Origin of the sequence: Microbulbifer sp. THAF38, from assembly GCF_009363535.1 — a bacterium.
Classification (GTDB): Bacteria; Pseudomonadota; Gammaproteobacteria; order Pseudomonadales; family Cellvibrionaceae; genus Microbulbifer.
Window position 1 is genome coordinate 1,031,648 of the sequence record NZ_CP045369.1, and the last position, 16,705, is coordinate 1,048,352.

At 56.5% G+C, this 16,705-nt stretch carries 12 protein-coding genes; 7 read left to right on the forward strand and 5 right to left on the reverse strand.

Annotated features, from left to right (window positions below):
• Positions 1 to 106: 106 nt before the first annotated feature.
• The gene (locus FIU95_RS04465) at positions 107 to 1,210 is read right to left on the reverse strand and encodes a DUF3549 family protein (protein WP_152451885.1); all 1,104 of its coding nucleotides are present in this window, start codon (positions 1,208 to 1,210) and stop codon (positions 107 to 109) included.
• Positions 1,203 to 2,705, reverse strand: coding sequence for a Na+/H+ antiporter NhaC (nhaC, locus tag FIU95_RS04470; RefSeq protein ID WP_152451887.1), 1,503 nt, complete (start codon positions 2,703 to 2,705; stop codon positions 1,203 to 1,205). The genes FIU95_RS04465 and nhaC overlap by 8 nt, the downstream gene beginning before the upstream one ends.
• Before the next feature lie 328 nt (positions 2,706 to 3,033).
• On the opposite strand from nhaC, the gene FIU95_RS04475 reads away from it, so the two are divergent.
• From FIU95_RS04475 to FIU95_RS04500, 6 genes are all read left to right on the forward strand, one after another.
• On the forward strand, positions 3,034 to 4,203 hold the full coding sequence (locus FIU95_RS04475) for a 1-acyl-sn-glycerol-3-phosphate acyltransferase (protein WP_152451889.1): 1,170 nt from the start codon (positions 3,034 to 3,036) through the stop codon (positions 4,201 to 4,203).
• A gap of 102 nt (positions 4,204 to 4,305) precedes the next feature.
• Positions 4,306 to 6,444 carry an ATP-dependent DNA helicase DinG gene (dinG, locus tag FIU95_RS04480; RefSeq protein WP_152451891.1) on the forward strand — a complete coding sequence of 713 codons (2,139 nt, stop codon included), beginning with the start codon at positions 4,306 to 4,308 and terminating at the stop codon, positions 6,442 to 6,444.
• A 100-nt stretch (positions 6,445 to 6,544) separates the two neighbouring features.
• Complete coding sequence (locus FIU95_RS04485) at positions 6,545 to 6,868, forward strand: YqcC family protein (RefSeq protein ID WP_152451893.1); 324 nt, start codon at positions 6,545 to 6,547, stop codon at positions 6,866 to 6,868.
• A gap of 297 nt (positions 6,869 to 7,165) precedes the next feature.
• Entirely contained in the window at positions 7,166 to 7,858 is a 693-nt protein-coding gene (locus FIU95_RS04490) for a RimK/LysX family protein (RefSeq protein WP_172975316.1), read from the forward strand.
• Between the two features lie 61 nt (positions 7,859 to 7,919).
• Positions 7,920 to 9,452, forward strand: a complete 1,533-nt coding sequence (locus tag FIU95_RS04495) for an inactive transglutaminase family protein (RefSeq protein ID WP_152451897.1) — start codon at positions 7,920 to 7,922, stop codon at positions 9,450 to 9,452.
• 9 nt (positions 9,453 to 9,461) lie between these two features.
• Complete coding sequence (locus tag FIU95_RS04500) at positions 9,462 to 10,466, forward strand: alpha-L-glutamate ligase-like protein (RefSeq protein WP_152451899.1); 1,005 nt, start codon at positions 9,462 to 9,464, stop codon at positions 10,464 to 10,466.
• A 54-nt stretch (positions 10,467 to 10,520) separates the two neighbouring features.
• On the opposite strand, the gene FIU95_RS04505 is transcribed toward FIU95_RS04500, so the two are convergent.
• Both FIU95_RS04505 and FIU95_RS04510 read right to left on the reverse strand, forming a co-directional pair.
• Positions 10,521 to 11,681 (reverse strand): fatty acid desaturase, encoded by a 1,161-nt coding sequence (locus tag FIU95_RS04505; RefSeq protein ID WP_152451901.1) that lies wholly within the window; start codon positions 11,679 to 11,681, stop codon positions 10,521 to 10,523.
• Between the two features lie 299 nt (positions 11,682 to 11,980).
• Entirely contained in the window at positions 11,981 to 13,147 is a 1,167-nt protein-coding gene (locus FIU95_RS04510; protein ID WP_152451903.1) for a fatty acid desaturase, read from the reverse strand.
• A gap of 604 nt (positions 13,148 to 13,751) precedes the next feature.
• Between FIU95_RS04510 and FIU95_RS04515 the strand changes: the two genes are divergently transcribed.
• Complete coding sequence (locus FIU95_RS04515; RefSeq protein WP_152451905.1) at positions 13,752 to 15,755, forward strand: ATP-binding protein; 2,004 nt, start codon at positions 13,752 to 13,754, stop codon at positions 15,753 to 15,755.
• Positions 15,756 to 15,811: 56 nt separating this feature from the next.
• Here FIU95_RS04515 and FIU95_RS04520 read toward each other — a convergent pair whose 3' ends face one another.
• Entirely contained in the window at positions 15,812 to 16,615 is an 804-nt protein-coding gene (locus FIU95_RS04520) for an inositol monophosphatase family protein (RefSeq protein ID WP_152451907.1), read from the reverse strand.
• Between the last annotated feature and the right edge of the window lie 90 nt (positions 16,616 to 16,705).

Consider the following 16,705-nt stretch of genomic DNA (forward strand, 5'->3'; position numbering starts at 1 on the left):
CGGCAGCACTATTGGCTGCCTGGAGATGATCAGTAGTGAATAAAAGGAAAAAGTTTGGCGTTGAAACAGGTGGGAACCTAGCTGCTTCAACGTCGAGTAAGCAACCTTAATGGATGGGCTTCGGACCGTGGAGGAAATTTCCAAAAGCCTGGGCCAGGGTTTCATCACGTGCGGGGTCGCGTAATGTGCTTAGCAGAGAGGCTCGCACTTGGGGGAGGAACATCAGGTCAGAGAGCAATAAATTGAATGTGCTTTGGTTGTTACTCTGTGCCAGAGCATTGAGCCAGAGCTGGGCTAGTGGCTGATCTTCCAGGTCCAGGGGGCAGCGGCTGCCGATGGCGGCGAGCAGCTCGACGGATTTAACCGAGATGGGTGGAACCGAGGTAGATCGAATATCGCTTGACGACGGTTGCAGTTGCAGTGCCTCTAGCAGTTCTTTTAGCAGAGAGTGGCGTAGGCCTAGCGCTGGCGAATTGGAAATGCCCCGCACCGCGGCGGCGATCAGGGTGAAGTCAGGGGTATCTTGGGTGTCAATATTCAATGACTCGCGTGCGCGAATGGCGATTACTTCCACCAGTTGGTGATCGATCGCTTCATTTTCCAGGCAGTGGCAAAGGTTGATAAAAACCGGTGCGGCAATATGTGGAATTTGGCGCAGCAGCAGTTCTTTCTGTGGCTCCCAGCGGGTAGCCAAGTCAGCGATGCCCTGTAGCCCGAGATTGTCCCAGCGGGAACTTTGAGGGTCACTGAAGTAATCGAGCACCGCTGCATAGTGCGTGCTGGGTGTCTGTTTTAATAGTTTTGCGGTATAGGCGTGGAATGCCGCCTGACGCTCGTTAGAGGGTGTGAAGAGCAGGCCGCTTTGCTGCAGTAGCTGATCGAGTTGTACCGCAGATTCGGAAGCGGGCGCCTGTTCGAGTTCCTGGGCTAGGGCGCGCAGCAAGCCATCGCGGGCCTGCAATTGCAGTTTACCCTGCTCATCGAGAGGAAAGCGCAGAAACCATACAGCGGGTTCACCACCTTCAGCGGGCTGCAATAAGAGCCCGCTCCAGGCCTGGCGCAAATAGGGATAAGGCCAGGCTTTTTGCCCCGCCTCGAAAGCCTCGGCTGTGGACTTTGTCACAGGCTGGAGACGCCGGCCCAGATCGAACCAGCGTAATTTAAAGTCCGCCTCTTCGATCAGGGCGCTCAGGGTACCGCTTTCACTCATGACAGCTTTGTAGATTTCCTTCTTTGCTGGGGGATGCTGTGGCCGCCACTGAGATTGGCATCTGCTTAAAGTGCAACCAGCCGTAGGCGATGGCCAGCAGTGGGCAGATGATATTGAACAGGGCGTAGGGTAGGTAGGAGAAGGTATAAACGCCAAGGGTAGCCGTCATATAGGCCCCACAGGTATTCCAGGGAATCAACACCGAGGTGATGGTGCCGGAGTCCTCCAGGGTGCGGGACAGATTCAGGCCGTGCAGGCCCTTCTCTTCAAAGGCTTCCCGGAACATGCGGCCCGGAATAATAATCGCCATATACTGGTCGCCAGCGGCGGCATTCATGCCGAAACAGGTGAATACCGTGGAAGTCACCAGGCCGCCCACAGTTTTAATACGCGTCAGGGTCCAGTTGACGATCACCTGTAGGAAACCGGCACGCTCCATGGCGCCACCGAAGGCCATGGCGGAGGTGATCAGCCACACGGTATTGAGCATGCTGCTCATACCGCCTTTCGAGAGGAGTGCAGCGACACTCTCATTCGTAGAGGTGGATTTATAGCCATCGAACAGGCTGTACCAAGCGCCTTTGAGGGCGGCCAATGCCCCCTCACCGCCACCCAGGCGACGAGCGGTTTCCGGTTCGAAAATCAGCGCGATGGCACAGCCAACCAGGGAGCCGATAATCAGGGTCGGAAAGGCGGGAACCTTGCGCCAGGCCATTGCCAGTAGCAAGATCAGAGGCAGTAGGCTGATCAGTGAGATTTTAAACTCGCTCTTCAGTGCGCCTAGCAAGGATTCAATGTCTGAGGCTGAAGAGGTGCTGGTTTCTGAAGTAAAGCCGAGGAAAGCAAACACCCCCAGGGCGATCACGAAGGCTGGAATCGCGGTCGACATCATATGGCGGATATGTTGGAACAGATCGTTGGATGTTACCGCCGCAGCCACATTGGTGGTGTCAGACAGCGGTGACATCTTGTCGCCAAAGTAGGCGCCGGAAATGACCGCGCCAGCAGTGATTTCCGGGGACAAGCCGAGAGCGGCGGCAATCCCCATCAGGGCCACACCCAGGGTGCCGGCGGTGGTCCAGCTGGAGCCGATACTGAGGCCTACCACGGCACAAATAATACAGCTGGCGGCGTAGAACCACTGGGGCGAGAGTATTTGTACCCCGTAATAAATCATCGATGGCACCGTGCCGGCTAATATCCAACTGCCAATCAAAGCACCCACGGCCAGTAGTATTAGAATTGCGCCGAATACCAGGCCGATACCGTGCAGCATACCGCCTTCCATATCGCTCCAGCTGTGGCCGTTCTTCATGCCCATCAGCGCAACCACGCAGGCACATAACAACAGTGCGATTTGGTTGGGGCCGTAGGAGGAGTCGGCGCCGTAGAAATACACTGACAGCGACAAGAGAGCGATCAGGATCCCCAGGGGGATCAGCGCGTCCAGCAGGCTGGGCGTGCGCGGTTCATTAGTGGGGGTGGCTTGAGACAAGGTGGACTCCTGCTTGGCTGCGTGGCTTGTGCCGTATTCGTTATCTTTGTTTTTGCCGTCGGCGGCGGTTGACCTTCCTATTCTCCCGGCTTGGGGCGGTGAAGTCTACTTTGAATGGCGAATAGGGCAGGGGGATCTTTTAGCTGACTGAGCGGACTAAACATACTTTCATCACTTCGGTCAGCCATCTGGTCAAGTGAGGTGCTAGCAGTTCGGCGAGGCTTCCGGTATGTTCTGCGCCGATTTCTTATCCCGGTCGCTATGAGGCCGCAAAAATACAATGAGCCCGGATCGCCTCTGGTTAGTAAGTCCGGCAGGTAGTGATGTCATGAGAGCAAGTGAGTTAGACCCCGCTCAATTTGAGGATATGCGCCCCTATCGCGATGATGAAGTGCGCGCTGTATTGGATCGGCTGATTGCCGACCCGGAAATGTCCCACGCCGTAGCGCATTTCCTGATTCCCAAGCTGGCGCGCCTGGAGGGCCCCCTGGCTTGGTTGGTGCGTCAGTTCCTGCGTTTTGAGTTCCGCAAGGTGCACGATGTACGCGGTGTGCAGGATGTTGTAGAGAAGTACATCGACAAGGTGGTGAGGCGCACCACCGCCGGGCTGACGATTTCCGGGCTGGATACCCTGCCGCGGGACCGCGCCTGCTTGTTTGTGAGCAATCACCGGGATATCGCTATGGACCCGGCTTTCGCCATTGTGTCCATGTATAAAGAGGGGCACGAAACTTCCCGTATCGCCATTGGCGACAACCTGCTGAGCAAGCAGTTTGCCAGCGATATTATGAAGCTCAACAAATGCTTTACGGTCAAGCGCAGCTCCGGCAGTCGTCGTGAAAAGCTACAGGCCGCCATGGAGTTGTCCAACTATATCTACCACTCCATTGTGAATGACAATGAGCACGTTTGGATCGCGCAGCGCTCCGGGCGTGCGAAGGACGGCATGGATCGCACCAACCCGGCTCTGGCGGCCATGTTCGCGATGACCAAGGATCGGGATATGTCCTTTGCCGACTTCTGGCGCAAGCTGCACATAGTGCCGCTGTCTATCTCTTACGAATGGGACCCCTGCGATGCCCAGAAGGCCAAGGAGCTCTACATCACAGAGCACAAGGAAGAGTACAAGAAAGCCAAAAACGAGGATCTGGCCTCCATCGGCAAAGGTGTGATTGGTTTCAAAGGGCGGGTGCATACCGCATTTGGTACACCTATTGAAGCCGACTTCAATGACGTCAACAGCCTTGCCGAGGAGATCGATCGGCAGATCGTTGGCAATTACACTCTGCATCCCACCAATCTAATCGCCTACGAGATGATCTACGGTGAAGTGTCCGGGTTGCCGGTGGGCTATCCACACAAGCCCTGGGACGCCAGCGAACATCGGGAAACCCGCGAGAAGTTTGAAGCGCGCATGGCCAAGATCGATGAGCGCTGGCGGGAAAAGGCCATCCAGGCTTACGCCAATCCGGTGGTTTCCCGCCTGGCGTTTGAATGATCACTGTTGGGGGTGCTTTGTCCTAGCGGTGCTGGTGGCGAGCGGGCGCTTAGTGGATAATAACGCCCCCTGCGCCACCCACTAGCGAATAGATTCTCCCCTGTGCTCAACGACAAACACAAAAGCGCCATCCAGGCTGCCTACAGCCAGTTCTTGTCCAACCGTGGTCTCAAGGCCCGCTACGGGCAAAAACTGATGGTGGCGGCCATTGCCCGCACTCTAGGTTCGATTGCACAGAATGCCAGTGGTGAGCGCGACAGCGATAAAACCGATGGCGAGCATATTTGTGTAGTAGAAGCCGGCACGGGCACCGGCAAAACGGTTTCCTATTTACTCGCCGCCATTCCCCTGGCCCAGGCCCAGGATAAAACCCTGGTGATCTCCACCGCTACCGTGGCCCTGCAGGAGCAGATTATCCACAAAGACCTGCCGGAGGTGTTACGCCACAGTGGTCTCAACTTTGAGTTCGCTTTGGCCAAAGGACGTGGCCGCTACCTGTGTCTGTCCAAATTGGATCAGCTGCTCTCCAGTTTCTCCTCCAGCGGTACCGGCCTCTCCCTGGGGCTCTATGAAGACGAGCTCCCCCAGGTGGGGGAAGACAGTGTTGCCCTTTATCAGAAAATGACTGACAGCCTGGCCTCTGGCCGCTGGGATGGCGACCGCGATAACTGGCCGGAGACGATTGAGGTTGATGACTGGAGCCGGGTAACGACAGATCACCGCCAGTGCAGTGGCCGTCGCTGTCCCCATGTAACCAATTGCAGTTTTTTCCGTGCGCGGGAGAGTCTGGGTAAGACTCAGGTGATTGTTGCCAACCACGACCTGCTGTTGGCGGATCTGGCTCTGGGTGGCGGTGCCATATTGCCGCCGCCAGAAGAGACGATTTATGTGCTCGACGAGGCCCACCACCTGCCGGACAAAGCCCTCAATCACTTCTCCCACCACAGCCGCGTCGGGGCCTCTACCGGTTGGCTGGACCAGGCCAATAAGGCCCTGGGGCAGATGCTCGGTGAGATTGGCGATGGCGCCGAGCTGGATCGCTGTGGTGAACAGCTGCCGGCGGTGCTCACCTCCGCCAAGCAGGGCTTGGAGCAGATGTGGCCGCTAATCGAAGAGCTGTGCGAATTCGAGGATGAGCGCGGCAATACCACTCGCCATCGCTTCGAGGGCGGCGTGGTGCCGGATTCCATGATGCGGTTAGCGGAAAAGCTGCGCGAGGATTTCGACGAGCTGGAAAGCCTGTTTGGCAAAATGCTGCAAACCGCTCAGCGCATGCTTGAGGACGCCCACTCGCCGGTGCCCATTGTGGACTTGGAGCGCTGGTACCCACAACTCGGCAGCTGGTATGGGCGTGCCGAGGCCAATTTGATGCTCTGGGCTAACTATGCCCGCGCCGACGCGGATGGCGCTCTGCCACAGGCGCGCTGGGTCACTCTGGTAGATTGGGGTGGTTCGACAGATTTCGAAGTGTGCTGCTCGCCAATCCTGGCTGGCAAGACCCTGGAGTACAGCTTATGGCGTCGCTGTTACGGTGCGGTGCTTACCTCTGCGACCCTCACCGCACTGGGCAAATTTGATCGCCTGCGCATGCGTGCCGGCACTCCGGAAAATGCCAGCTACCAGGTAGTACCCAGTCCCTTCGACTTTTCCCGTGCCACCTTGCAGGTACCTGCCAGCGCAGTGGATGCGGGCAATGCGGACCAGCATACTGATGCGGTGATCGATGCCTTGCCGGAGCTGCTCAAGGATTCCGGCGGCTCGCTGGTGCTGTTTTCCTCACGCCGGCAAATGGAGACCGTCTACGAGGCGTTGCCGGGTACCTGGCGCAATCGAATCCTGATGCAGGGGCAGCAATCCCGTCAGCAGTTACTCGATTCTCACCGTGAAATCGTCGATGGTGGTGGAAGCAGTGTGCTGTTTGGTCTCGCCAGCTTCGCCGAGGGACTCGATCTCCCGGGGGATTACTGCAAACATGTGGTAATTGCCAAGTTGCCCTTTGCGGTGCCCGATGACCCTATTGAGGCGGCCCTGGCGGAATGGATTGAGGCCAAGGGCGGCAATCCGTTTATGCAGATCACGGTACCGGATGCGGCCCTGAAATTGGTGCAGGCCTGCGGTCGCCTGCTGCGAGCGGAAGGGGATAGCGGCACGGTGACATTATTGGATCGCCGGGTGGTGAGCCGTCGCTACGGCCAGGCCATTCTCAATTCACTGCCGCCGTTTAACCGTCGTATCGAATAACCTCTTTAAGTAGGCCCCGTTTTCGACTCTCGGCCTGGCGTGCCTGCCAGGGGGGCTGGAATCACACACCGTCGCTAAGGCGGTCCCAGGTATTGGATTTATGCAAGCTATTTACTTTGAAGTCGCCGATCAACTGTTGCAGCTCGAGGCGGAGTTGCGTCGCATGGCCCTGTGGCAGGAGGAAGCCCCAACGGCGGAAGCCCTGGCCAGTACTGAACCTTTCTGTGTCGACACCCTGACTCTGCCCCAATGGCTGCAGTTCATTTTCCTGCCGCGTATGCGCCAGCTGATTGAGGGGGAGATGCCGCTACCGCAACAGTGCGGTATAGCGCCGATTGCTGAGGAGTTTTTTAAAGACCGCGGTGGTGCCGAGACCCTGGTAATCATCCTTAAGGGCATCGACGAGCGCTTACAGCGCGGTTGAGTACCTCTGTCCGGCGCCTACCCGCAGGGCGCCGAGGCTTCTTTTCGGCTATCTTCAAATACCTCCCAACCGGTAACGATTCACGCCTAGCAACCGAATTCTCAAGATCTGGCGCGTGTCACATTGTCGCGCTTGCATCGCTCGACGGTAGGAACATCCCTGTTCACCGGGCTCTTTCATAGGCTAATATCGACTTTTTGTTTGCGTGGGGAGGAATTTCTGCGCTTGCAACCGTGAACGCTGCGCAGACGGCGTGGTCGGATTTGAATGCTAATGGGGCAAGAGGTAATTGTTAGGATGCAGAAATTTTCCCTTCTGTGGTTATTGGTGGTGGTCCAGTTACTAGTGGGCTGCAAGTCGCTGATGTATCCCGAACAGAACCAGCAGGGGGCTGAGCCAATTGCTGCGCAACCGGGACAACCTCAGGGAGAAATGCTTCAGTGCCCGGAGCCTGTAGAGGTGATTTGTGCGGAGCCTGAGGTCAGGGTTGTTGAGAAGGTCGTCGAACGAACTGTTGAAAAAGTAGTCGAAGTGCCCGTCGCCAAAGATAAACTGGTTCTCGGAGCGGTAGAGGAAATCTCCATCGAACCCTTAGGCTTGGTTATTGAGTCTGTTGTGGATACCGGTGCACCGACAACCACCTTGCGCGCGCAGACTTTGACTCGCTTCGAGCGCGACGGTGAAGACTGGATCAGAATCGAACTGGCACTGCCGGAAGTAGATGGCAAAGCCAAAACCTCTTCCATAGAGCTGCCTATTCAGCGCCATATCCGCGCGAACCGTGTTGGCTTTCCGAGCCAGCGTCGCCCGGTTGTGGAAATGAACCTGACCGTGGGTGAGGTTACTCACATGGTTGAGGTCAGCCTGACCGATGAGGGTGGCAACGATATTATGATGGTGCTGGGGCGCAACTTCCTCAAGGATGCTGCGGTTGTCGATGTGAGCCGGCGCAATATCCAGGGACAACCTCGGGTGTTCGGGAATAAATAGACCGCTTATTGCATATACAGTTAGGTTCCCTTTGGAACCATAGATTTACGGGGAAGGGCGAATGTCGCCGCGCGTTCAAGTTTATGTTATTGCGGCATTGCTCGCATTGATCGGAGCGGGTCTCACCGCTTACAAACATTTTGAATTGGGTTTTCCACTGTTGCCGGGTGAATACCGCACCGTGTGGACTATCGAAGCCAAGGTGGGCTTCGTTGCCGAAGGCGGTCCGGTCAAAGCGGCGTTAACGCTACCCCGCGAGCAGCGCAATATGGAAATTCTTGGGGAAACTTTCAGTTCCTCCGGTTTTGGCTTTTTCATCGCCCGGGAAAATGATGAGTATCGGGCGGTGTGGACGCGTCGCTCCGCCGAAGGCTCCCAGTCCCTGTTCTACCGCCTCGATGTCTACCAGACGCCCGGTGCGGCGTTGGAGCAGCCTCTGAACCTCAGCACTGAGGTGAAGAAACCCTTCCTCGGTGCGCGTGAGCAGGAAGCCGTGCGACTGGCTATCGATTCCTTGGTGAAGCAGGCCCGCGAACGCTCCTCCGATGTGGAGTCCTTTACTACCCAGTTGCTATTTGAGTTGAATGACGATGGCAACCAGGACCGCAACCTGGTTTTCCGCCACTACGCCGATAAATCCCTGGTGGATGTGGCTCTGCTGATGCTCGCCACCGCCGATATTCCTGCCCACCGCATCCGCGGTCTTTATTTAGAGGACGACCGCCGCCGCCTCGATCCAGAGGACCTGCTTGAGGTGTATGACGGCCAGCGCTGGATTGTGTTTGAACCCACTAGTGGCCTGCCTGGCATTCCCGACAATTTCTTTATCTGGCAGCGCGGCGGCAAGAGCCTGCTCGATCTGGAGGGTGGCCGCAATTCGCAGGTGACCTTCTCGGTGATTTCCAACGACGTGCCCGCACGGGATGTTTCTATGCGCAGCACGCTGGGTGAGAAAGAGGCGCTGGTGGATTTCTCCATCTACAGCTTGCCTATCGAGCAGCAGAGCATTTTTAAATTGATCCTGCTGGTGCCGGTGGGTGCTCTGGTGGTGGTACTGTTGCGTATCTTTGTTGGGCTGCGCACCTCCGGTACTTTCATGCCGGTATTGTTGGCGATTGCTTTCATTGAAACTCAGCTGTTTACCGGCCTGGCAATTTTCGTTTTGATCTTGGTGCTCGGCCTGTGGGTGCGCTTCTACCTGAGTCGGCTTAATTTGCTCCTTGTGTCGAGGATCGCCGCCGTGGTGGTCACGGTGGTGTTGATTATGGGAGTGATCAGTGTGGTCAGTTATAAGCTCGGCATCGAGCAGGCGCTGACGGTGACCTTCTTCCCGATGATTATTCTGGCCTGGACCATTGAGCGCATGTCCATCGTGTGGGAGGAAGATGGTCCCTACGAGGTAGTTGTGCAAGCCGGCGGCAGCCTGTTGGTGGCAGTGCTGGCCTGGTGGGTGATGACTAACCGCTATGTGGAGCACTGGACCTTTAATTTCCCAGAACTGCTGCTGGTACTGCTGGCCTTTATCCTGATTGTGGGCAACTACACCGGCTATCGCCTCAGCGAGCTGATGCGTTTCCGGCCGTTGGTCAAGTAGGGGATAGCGATGCTGCAGTTCTCATTCAAGCACATCATCAACAAGGTCCGCGGCGGTATCGTTTCGCCGCTGGCCTTGAACAGGATGGGCATTCTCGGCATGAATGCACGCAACATTAACTACATTGCGCGCTACAACGACCGGGAAAAATTCCCCATTGTCGATGACAAGCTCAATACCAAACGTGCGGCCAAGCGCGCGGGAATCCCGGTGCCGGAGTTGATCGCGGCTTTCGAAACCCCGGCCAGCCGCAAGCGTGTGATGGAAGTGATTGATCCCCTGTGGAAGTTTGTGATCAAGCCAGCGCGTGGTTCCGGGGGAAAAGGCATCCTGGTCATTGCCGGGCGCGAAGGGGAGAAGTACAAGAAGATTTCCGGCTCTCAAATTGAAGCTCTGGATATCTTGCGCCATGTTAACAATATCCACAGTGGCCTCTACAGTCTCGGCGGTAAGCCCGACCGGGTGATGGTGGAAGCGTTGGTGGATTTCGATCCCATCTTCCAGGATTACTCTTTTGAGGGGGTGCCGGATATTCGTGTAATCGTATTCCGTGGTTACCCGGTTATGGCGATGTTGCGCTGCTCCACTCATAGCTCCGATGGCAAGGCCAATTTGCACCAGGGGGCTGTGGGGGTGGGTATTGACCTGGCCACGGGCAAAAGCTGCCACGCGGTTCAGCGCGGCTTGCGTATCCAGCGCCACCCGGATACGCAGATGTCTTTCGGTGAGTTGAAGGTCCCCGGTTGGTACGATCTAGTGCGCTTAGCGGCAAGCTGCTACGAAATGACCGGCCTCGGTTATCTCGGCTGCGATATCGTTCTGGATCGCGAGCGCGGTCCGCTGCTGCTCGAAGCCAATGCTCGTCCAGGCCTCGCCATTCAGGTGGCTAACGGCGTCGGTTTGCGCCAGCGCCTGCGTTTTATCGAGGGGCTGGACGAGGAAATGCACGAGAAAAAAGTCGACGAGCGGGTGGCATTTTCCATGCGTGAATTCGCCGCGGAAAAAACCCTTTAATCTATTCGGCTGCGCACATTCGCTACCAGTTTTATTCTCTTCACGAGCGGTGTGTCAGGAGGAGGCAGCTGAATCCGACTGGCACTGCTTGATCAGCCTGCTCAGGCGCCGGCTTTGCATTTTCAAGCTGAATTCCAGCTCTTTAATCTTGCTTTGAAGAGCCAGTGAGCGCCACTTTTCTGCGATTCGATCCCCGCGGCAGTGGGCGCGCTGTAACTGCAGGTTTTTCCAGTTTTCCAGTGCCCTGGCAAACTGTATGGCCTCGTTCTCCAATAGCTTTAACCAGTCCTCCCTGTGCGCGCTACCCCCGAGCTTTTCCTTCGCCTGGCTGAACTGCACTGCCAGCTTGGCTTTTTGTATCTGCACCGCAGGAGGAGTTTTCAGATCGCGGGTAATGCCAACCCAGCTCAGCAGCTTGATCAGCCACTTGGTCGGGTCGTATTGGTACCAGTGGATACCATTGCGGTAGTCGGTCTGAAAGGCGTGGTGATAGTTGTGGTACCCCTCGCCGAATACAAACAGGTTGAGAAAGAGATTATCCCTTGCACTGATATCGTTTTTATAAGGGCGCTTGCCCCACATGTGGGCGAGGGAGTTCACCAGAAAAGTAGTGTGATGGTTGACTACGATACGCAGTATTCCCGCGAGCAAAAGCATACCTATCAAGTCTCCGGTGAGGAGCCCCAGTACGATGGGAATACCCAGATTCATGGAGAGGGTGATGGGGATATAGTGATTGTGTTGCCACATCACGATCTTGTCCCGCTTCAGGTCCTCGACATTTTTGTAATCGAGATGACTACTCGGGTACTCGTGCATCATCCAGTCGATATGGGAAAACCAAAAGCCGCGCATCGCTGAGTAGGGGTCGCGATCATTGTCGTCAATATGCCGGTGGTGTAAGCGGTGGGCGGCACACCAGGTCAGGGTAGAGTTTTGCAGGGCAGCAGCGCTGAATAAGGCAAAGAACAGGCGTAGCGACCAATGCGCTTTGTAGCTCCTGTGGGACCAGAGCCGGTGATTGCCCGCTGTCACCGAGAGACTGCACAGTGCGGCTAATAGAGCGAAGGCGAGCCACTGGTACCAGTGATATCCAACCATCAGCCCGTAGATGGGCACGGCGGTCAGGGCCAGGAAGCCTGTACTGGCAAACAGCACTGTGGGGACCCAAAAGCATTTGCGTTTGGTTGTGGATGTCGACGAAGCGTTATTCATATTTCGAGCCTGTCTGTGAAACGGTCTCGGGGAAGCCCCCTTATTTGGGTGGCGCAGTTTTTCTTTTAAGGTACTTAGCGGTGTATTCCTGGGAGTAGTTCCCGGTTACAAACATAACGGTACTCACATAACGGTACTCACATAACGGTACTTACATAACGGTACTCAGAGAATATAGATAATTATTGGGAGGAGGCGCAGAGGGTTCTTGGTGGCCAGCAATCAAGCCTTCCCCCTTGTGGCGCCTCGTCAATCTGGTGGAGTTACGGCAGCTAACTGAGCCAGATCTAAAGCCCGACCTAGCCTGCCGTTGCGGGGCTCAGGGGTAGCTGGCGCATCATGAGTCGCAGGCGCTCGCTCTGCATTTTTAGCCTGAATTTCAGCTCGCGAATTTGTGTTTGAATAGTTGCCAGTTTCCATCTTCCCGAGGCGTTATCTGGGGCTATGGCGCGACGCTGGGTCATCAGTGCTTGCCAGCGATCGAATATTTCACAGAAATCCTGGCGCTCTCGCTGTAATAGTTCGCGCCAGTATTCCTGATCCTGTGTCGCTAGTTTCTCCAGTTGCTGTTCGGCCCGTTCAATTTCCACCTCCTGAGTTGCTCTATAAATCTGTAGCTTTGTGGCAGCTCTCAGCTGCCAGGTGATGCCGAGCCAGCTGAGGCTTTTTATCAGCCATTTGGTCGGATCGTAGGCAAACCAACCAACGCCGTTGCGATAGTCCGCGGGAAAGGCATGATGGTAATTGTGATAGCCCTCGCCAAAAGCAAAGACATTGATAATAGGGTTGTCCCGAGCCGAAATATCGCCCTTAAATTTTCTTTTGCCCCAGCGGTGCCCGAAAGAGTTGAGGGCAAAAGCGGCATGGTGATTGACCACCATACGCAACACGCCCGCCAGTAAGAACATGGCGATAATATCGCCGGTAATCAGACCGAGGATCAGGCAGATCGCAAAGTTCATACCGATGGCGATCGGCAGATAGTGACGGTGCTGCCACATCACAATTTTGTCCCGCTGAAGGTCTTTGACATTGTCATAGGTTTTCCTGCCTGATGGATATTCGTGCATCATCCAATCCAGGTGTGAAAACCAGAGCCCCCGCTTAGAGGAGTGGGGGTCCAGGTCATTATTGTCGGTATAGCGGTGGTGCAGCCGGTGTGCCGAACACCAGTTCAAAGTGGTGTTTTGTAGGGTTGCAGCGCTGAAAAGGGCAAACCATAAGCGAAGCATCCAGTGGGCTTTGTAAGTTCTGTGGGTCCATAAGCGGTGGTTACCGGCGGAGATAGAAATGCCGCACAGCCCGGTAATGATTAGGAAGGCGAGCCATTGCTGCCAGGAGTAGCCATATTCGAGCCCATACAGAGGCACGGCAGTCAACGCAAGGAAGCCCGTGCTGGCGAAGAGAAGTGTAGGTGCCCAATAACGTTTTCTTTTCACCGTATTGCTTGCCGAAACTGTACCCATCCGCTCTACCCCGGAGATCAGCAGCACATTGAGTATTGGCTGTTACAAAGCCCTTCACCCTAAGGGGGGAGATTTGGCGCTGAATAACATCCCAGTGAAAATTGTGGCACAAATTTATTGGTTGGCCTGAATAGCGCAAGTTCACAAGTCTCCTTAGGAAAACAAGTGTTGGCACATAGTGCCTCTTTTTGGTGCGATAAATAGGATTGTTGGCACTTGTTGGGTCACCTTGCCGGGGTTAACCATGGAGAGAGGGGGCAGCTCTTACTATATCCGGCAAAAAACTTGGCACACCGATTGCAGTATTAGAAATGTACGGGACGCATGACCCGTACTTCGGGGAGTTTGCATGGGGTTATGGCAAACCGTTTCCACTGAGAAACTTCCCGTTTTCTCTCATCATCGCTGATTACGGCCCCGCACTGCGGGGTCTTTTTTTCCTCTCTCTGTTTTCCCTCACGCTCACGTCTGAAAAAAATTTTATTTTTGTGACTCTGTGTGGAATTCTGATTGGCACTAATGCCTGGTAAATAGACGCCCCATTCGCGCCTAGGTATAAAGGCCCCCTTTGTTTTGCCTGCAATGCCAACGAATCGAGTTAAGCGTGTCCGAACCTCAAAACCCCGTCCCGCCCCATCACCCCTTCCTGCTGTCCACTCCGGAAGAGCTGCACTCCCTGGGTGCACTGGAGCTTGCCCATCAAACTGGTCGCCTGCAGGGGCTGATGATGGATGTGGATTCTGGCTTGTGGGAATGGCACTTGAACAGCGGTGCCCAGCGCGCCCAGGGGGATATCTGGCACCTGTTCGCCGACAGTGCCGACCGGGCCCTTCAGGCCCTGTGGTCCGGCACCGAGTTGCACCCGGTTCACTCCGATGAGCGCCACCGTATTCTCTCACTGCGCCACCGAATCGCCAGTCAGGGGGGGTATTTCGATCTCGCCTTCCGCGCCTATGACATCACCGGCCAGCTGCGCTGGCTGCGTTTTTGTGGGCGGGCGACCACCAGTGCTGACGGCAGCGAGGTGATCACCATAGGCACTTGTGCCGACTACAGCGAGGCTCTGTCCCAGCGCTACCTGTCGAGCCTGCCCAGCGAGCGGCCACTGCAGGCGCTTTCCGGGGTTGGGGACGGCTTGTGGGAGTGGGATTTACGCGCCGATGAAATGGTTCTCGACGACGCCTGCTGGGGAATTCTCGGTTACGAGGTGAGCCCCATACGCAGTATCGGGCGCTCTGCCGCCGAGCAGTGGAAGGCGCGCATCCTTACAGAGGATATAGCCAGAGTGGAACAATCCATGCTGGACCATGTGCGCGACCGCCTGCCCCTGGATGTGGAGTTCCGCTTGTGGCGCTCTGATGGCAGCCTGGTGTGGGTGCGTTGCCGCGGCAAGGCGCAGCTTGACAGTCGCGGCCAGCCGGTGCGAGTACTCGGGATTTTGCAGGATGTCAGTGCCAGCCGTGAGACCCAGGCGCGCCTGGAGCGGGAGTTGCACCAGCAGCGTGAGGAAAATGCCCACCGCGCCGATCTTTTATTCAGCCTGAGCCACGAGTTGCGCACCCCACTCAACGCCATTTTGGGATACAGCCAAATGGTGGAACTGGATCAGAGTCTGAACTCCGATCAACGCCAGCGCCTTGGGGAGATCCGCCGAGCGGGTCAACACCTATTGCACCTAGTGGGGGATGTACTGGAGCTCGCCCGTATCGATAGTCGGCGGCTCGGCCCCTCAATGGAATCGGTGCGCCCGGTGGAATTGGTGGCCGAATGTAAACGCCTGCTGGAACCTCTGGCAGAGACCCGCCGGGTCAGCCTGGTTTACGAGCCCCTCGGCTGGGAGTCCGCCTATATCTGCGCGGACCCTGTGCGCTACAAGCAAGTGGTGCTAAACCTTGCCGGCAACGCGGTGAAATACAATCGGGACAATGGCAGGGTCATTATTAACTTCACTCCCCAGGCGGAGGGATGGCTGCGCCTGAGTATTCTCGATACTGGCAAGGGAATTCCGCCGGAGCGGCGCAGTGAGGTGTTCGAACCCTTCAATCGGTTGGGAGAAGAGAAGGGCCATATCGAAGGCACCGGTGTAGGTTTGGCAATCGCCAGGCGCCTCACCGAGGCTATGGGCGGGCGTATCGACTTTGACAGTCAGGAGGGGCAGGGCTCGGTTTTCTGGATTGAGTTCCCCATGATCGACGCGCCCGATGCCCTGATGAGTTTTTCCGCCCATCCACAGGAACCGCCGAAGCTGCCGGAAGGGCGACTGCTGCTTGTGGATAACCGCCCGGCTGCGGCGGATCAGCTCAGGGAGATGCTGAAGGAGACTCCCCAGATTCAATGCCTGGTTGCCACCGATGTAGTGGAGGCCATTTTTATCGCGCGAACCCAACGCCCCGATGTGCTGCTGTTTCACAGTGAGGTACCGGGTATGTCTGCCGCCGACCTACTGTCCATTTTGCAGGAGGATATCGCCACCAGGGCTATGCGCTTTGTATTGGTTGGTGAAAAACCGAATGGGGAGAGCTACCTGGTTCTGCCGTCAGAGTTTGATTTTATGCAGTTATCCCGTGTGCTGGCGGAAACCCTTGGGCGGTCTGGGAGGTCGGTTTAATTCAAGAACAGGGAAGAGCTGGCCCGACGACAGCCGGGCCAGTGAGCGGGTAGGAATTAGCGCACAGAACCCAGGTGCTTGCCTACGATCTGCAGCAGTGGCTTGAAGACCTTGGGGGTGGCGCACACCAGGTGTCCGGAATCCAGGTAGTCCTCACCACCGCGGAAATCGCTGATCAGGCCACCGGCCTCTTTGACCAACAGGGAGCCTGCCGCGATATCCCAGGTATTCAGGTACATCTCCCAGAAGCCGTCAAAGCGCCCGGCCGCTACATAGGCCAGATCCAGTGCGGCGGCGCCGGGGCGGCGGATGCCGGCGGTCTGCCCGGCGATCTCTTTCAAAGCGCCCAGGTAGGGGTCGATATTTTCCAGAGCTGGGCCATTGAAGGGTAGGCCGGTGCCAATCAGTGCACCGCGCAAACCCTGGCGTGGGGAAACGCGGATGCGACGGCCGTTCAGGGCCGCGCCGCGGCCGCGGCTCGCGGTAAATTCTTCACGCTTAATGGGGTCGAGTACCACCGCGTGCTCGATGCGGCCGCGATAGCGACAGGCAATAGATACCGCAAACTGGGGTACGCCGTGGATAAAGTTGGTGGTGCCGTCGAGGGGGTCGATAATCCACTCGTAGTCGGGCTCAGCGCCTTCGATCAGGCCGCTCTCTTCAGCGCGGATGCTGTGCTTGGGGTAGGCCTTGCGCAGGTGGTAAATAATTTCCTGTTCGCTAGCCTTGTCCACTTCTGTGACGAAATCGTTGCGCGTTTTTTCCTCGAATTTCATCAGGTCGCCGCGCTCCCAGGCCCGTTCGATCAATTCTCCGGCCTTGCGCGCCGCGCGCAGGGCAATATTTAGCATGGGTTCCATAACTATTCCGCACTAAGTGGTTGAAGTGGTTAAAAAGCAGACCGCGGGTTAACCGCAGCGGACGCGATTGTATGGATTCCCGTTCCTTTT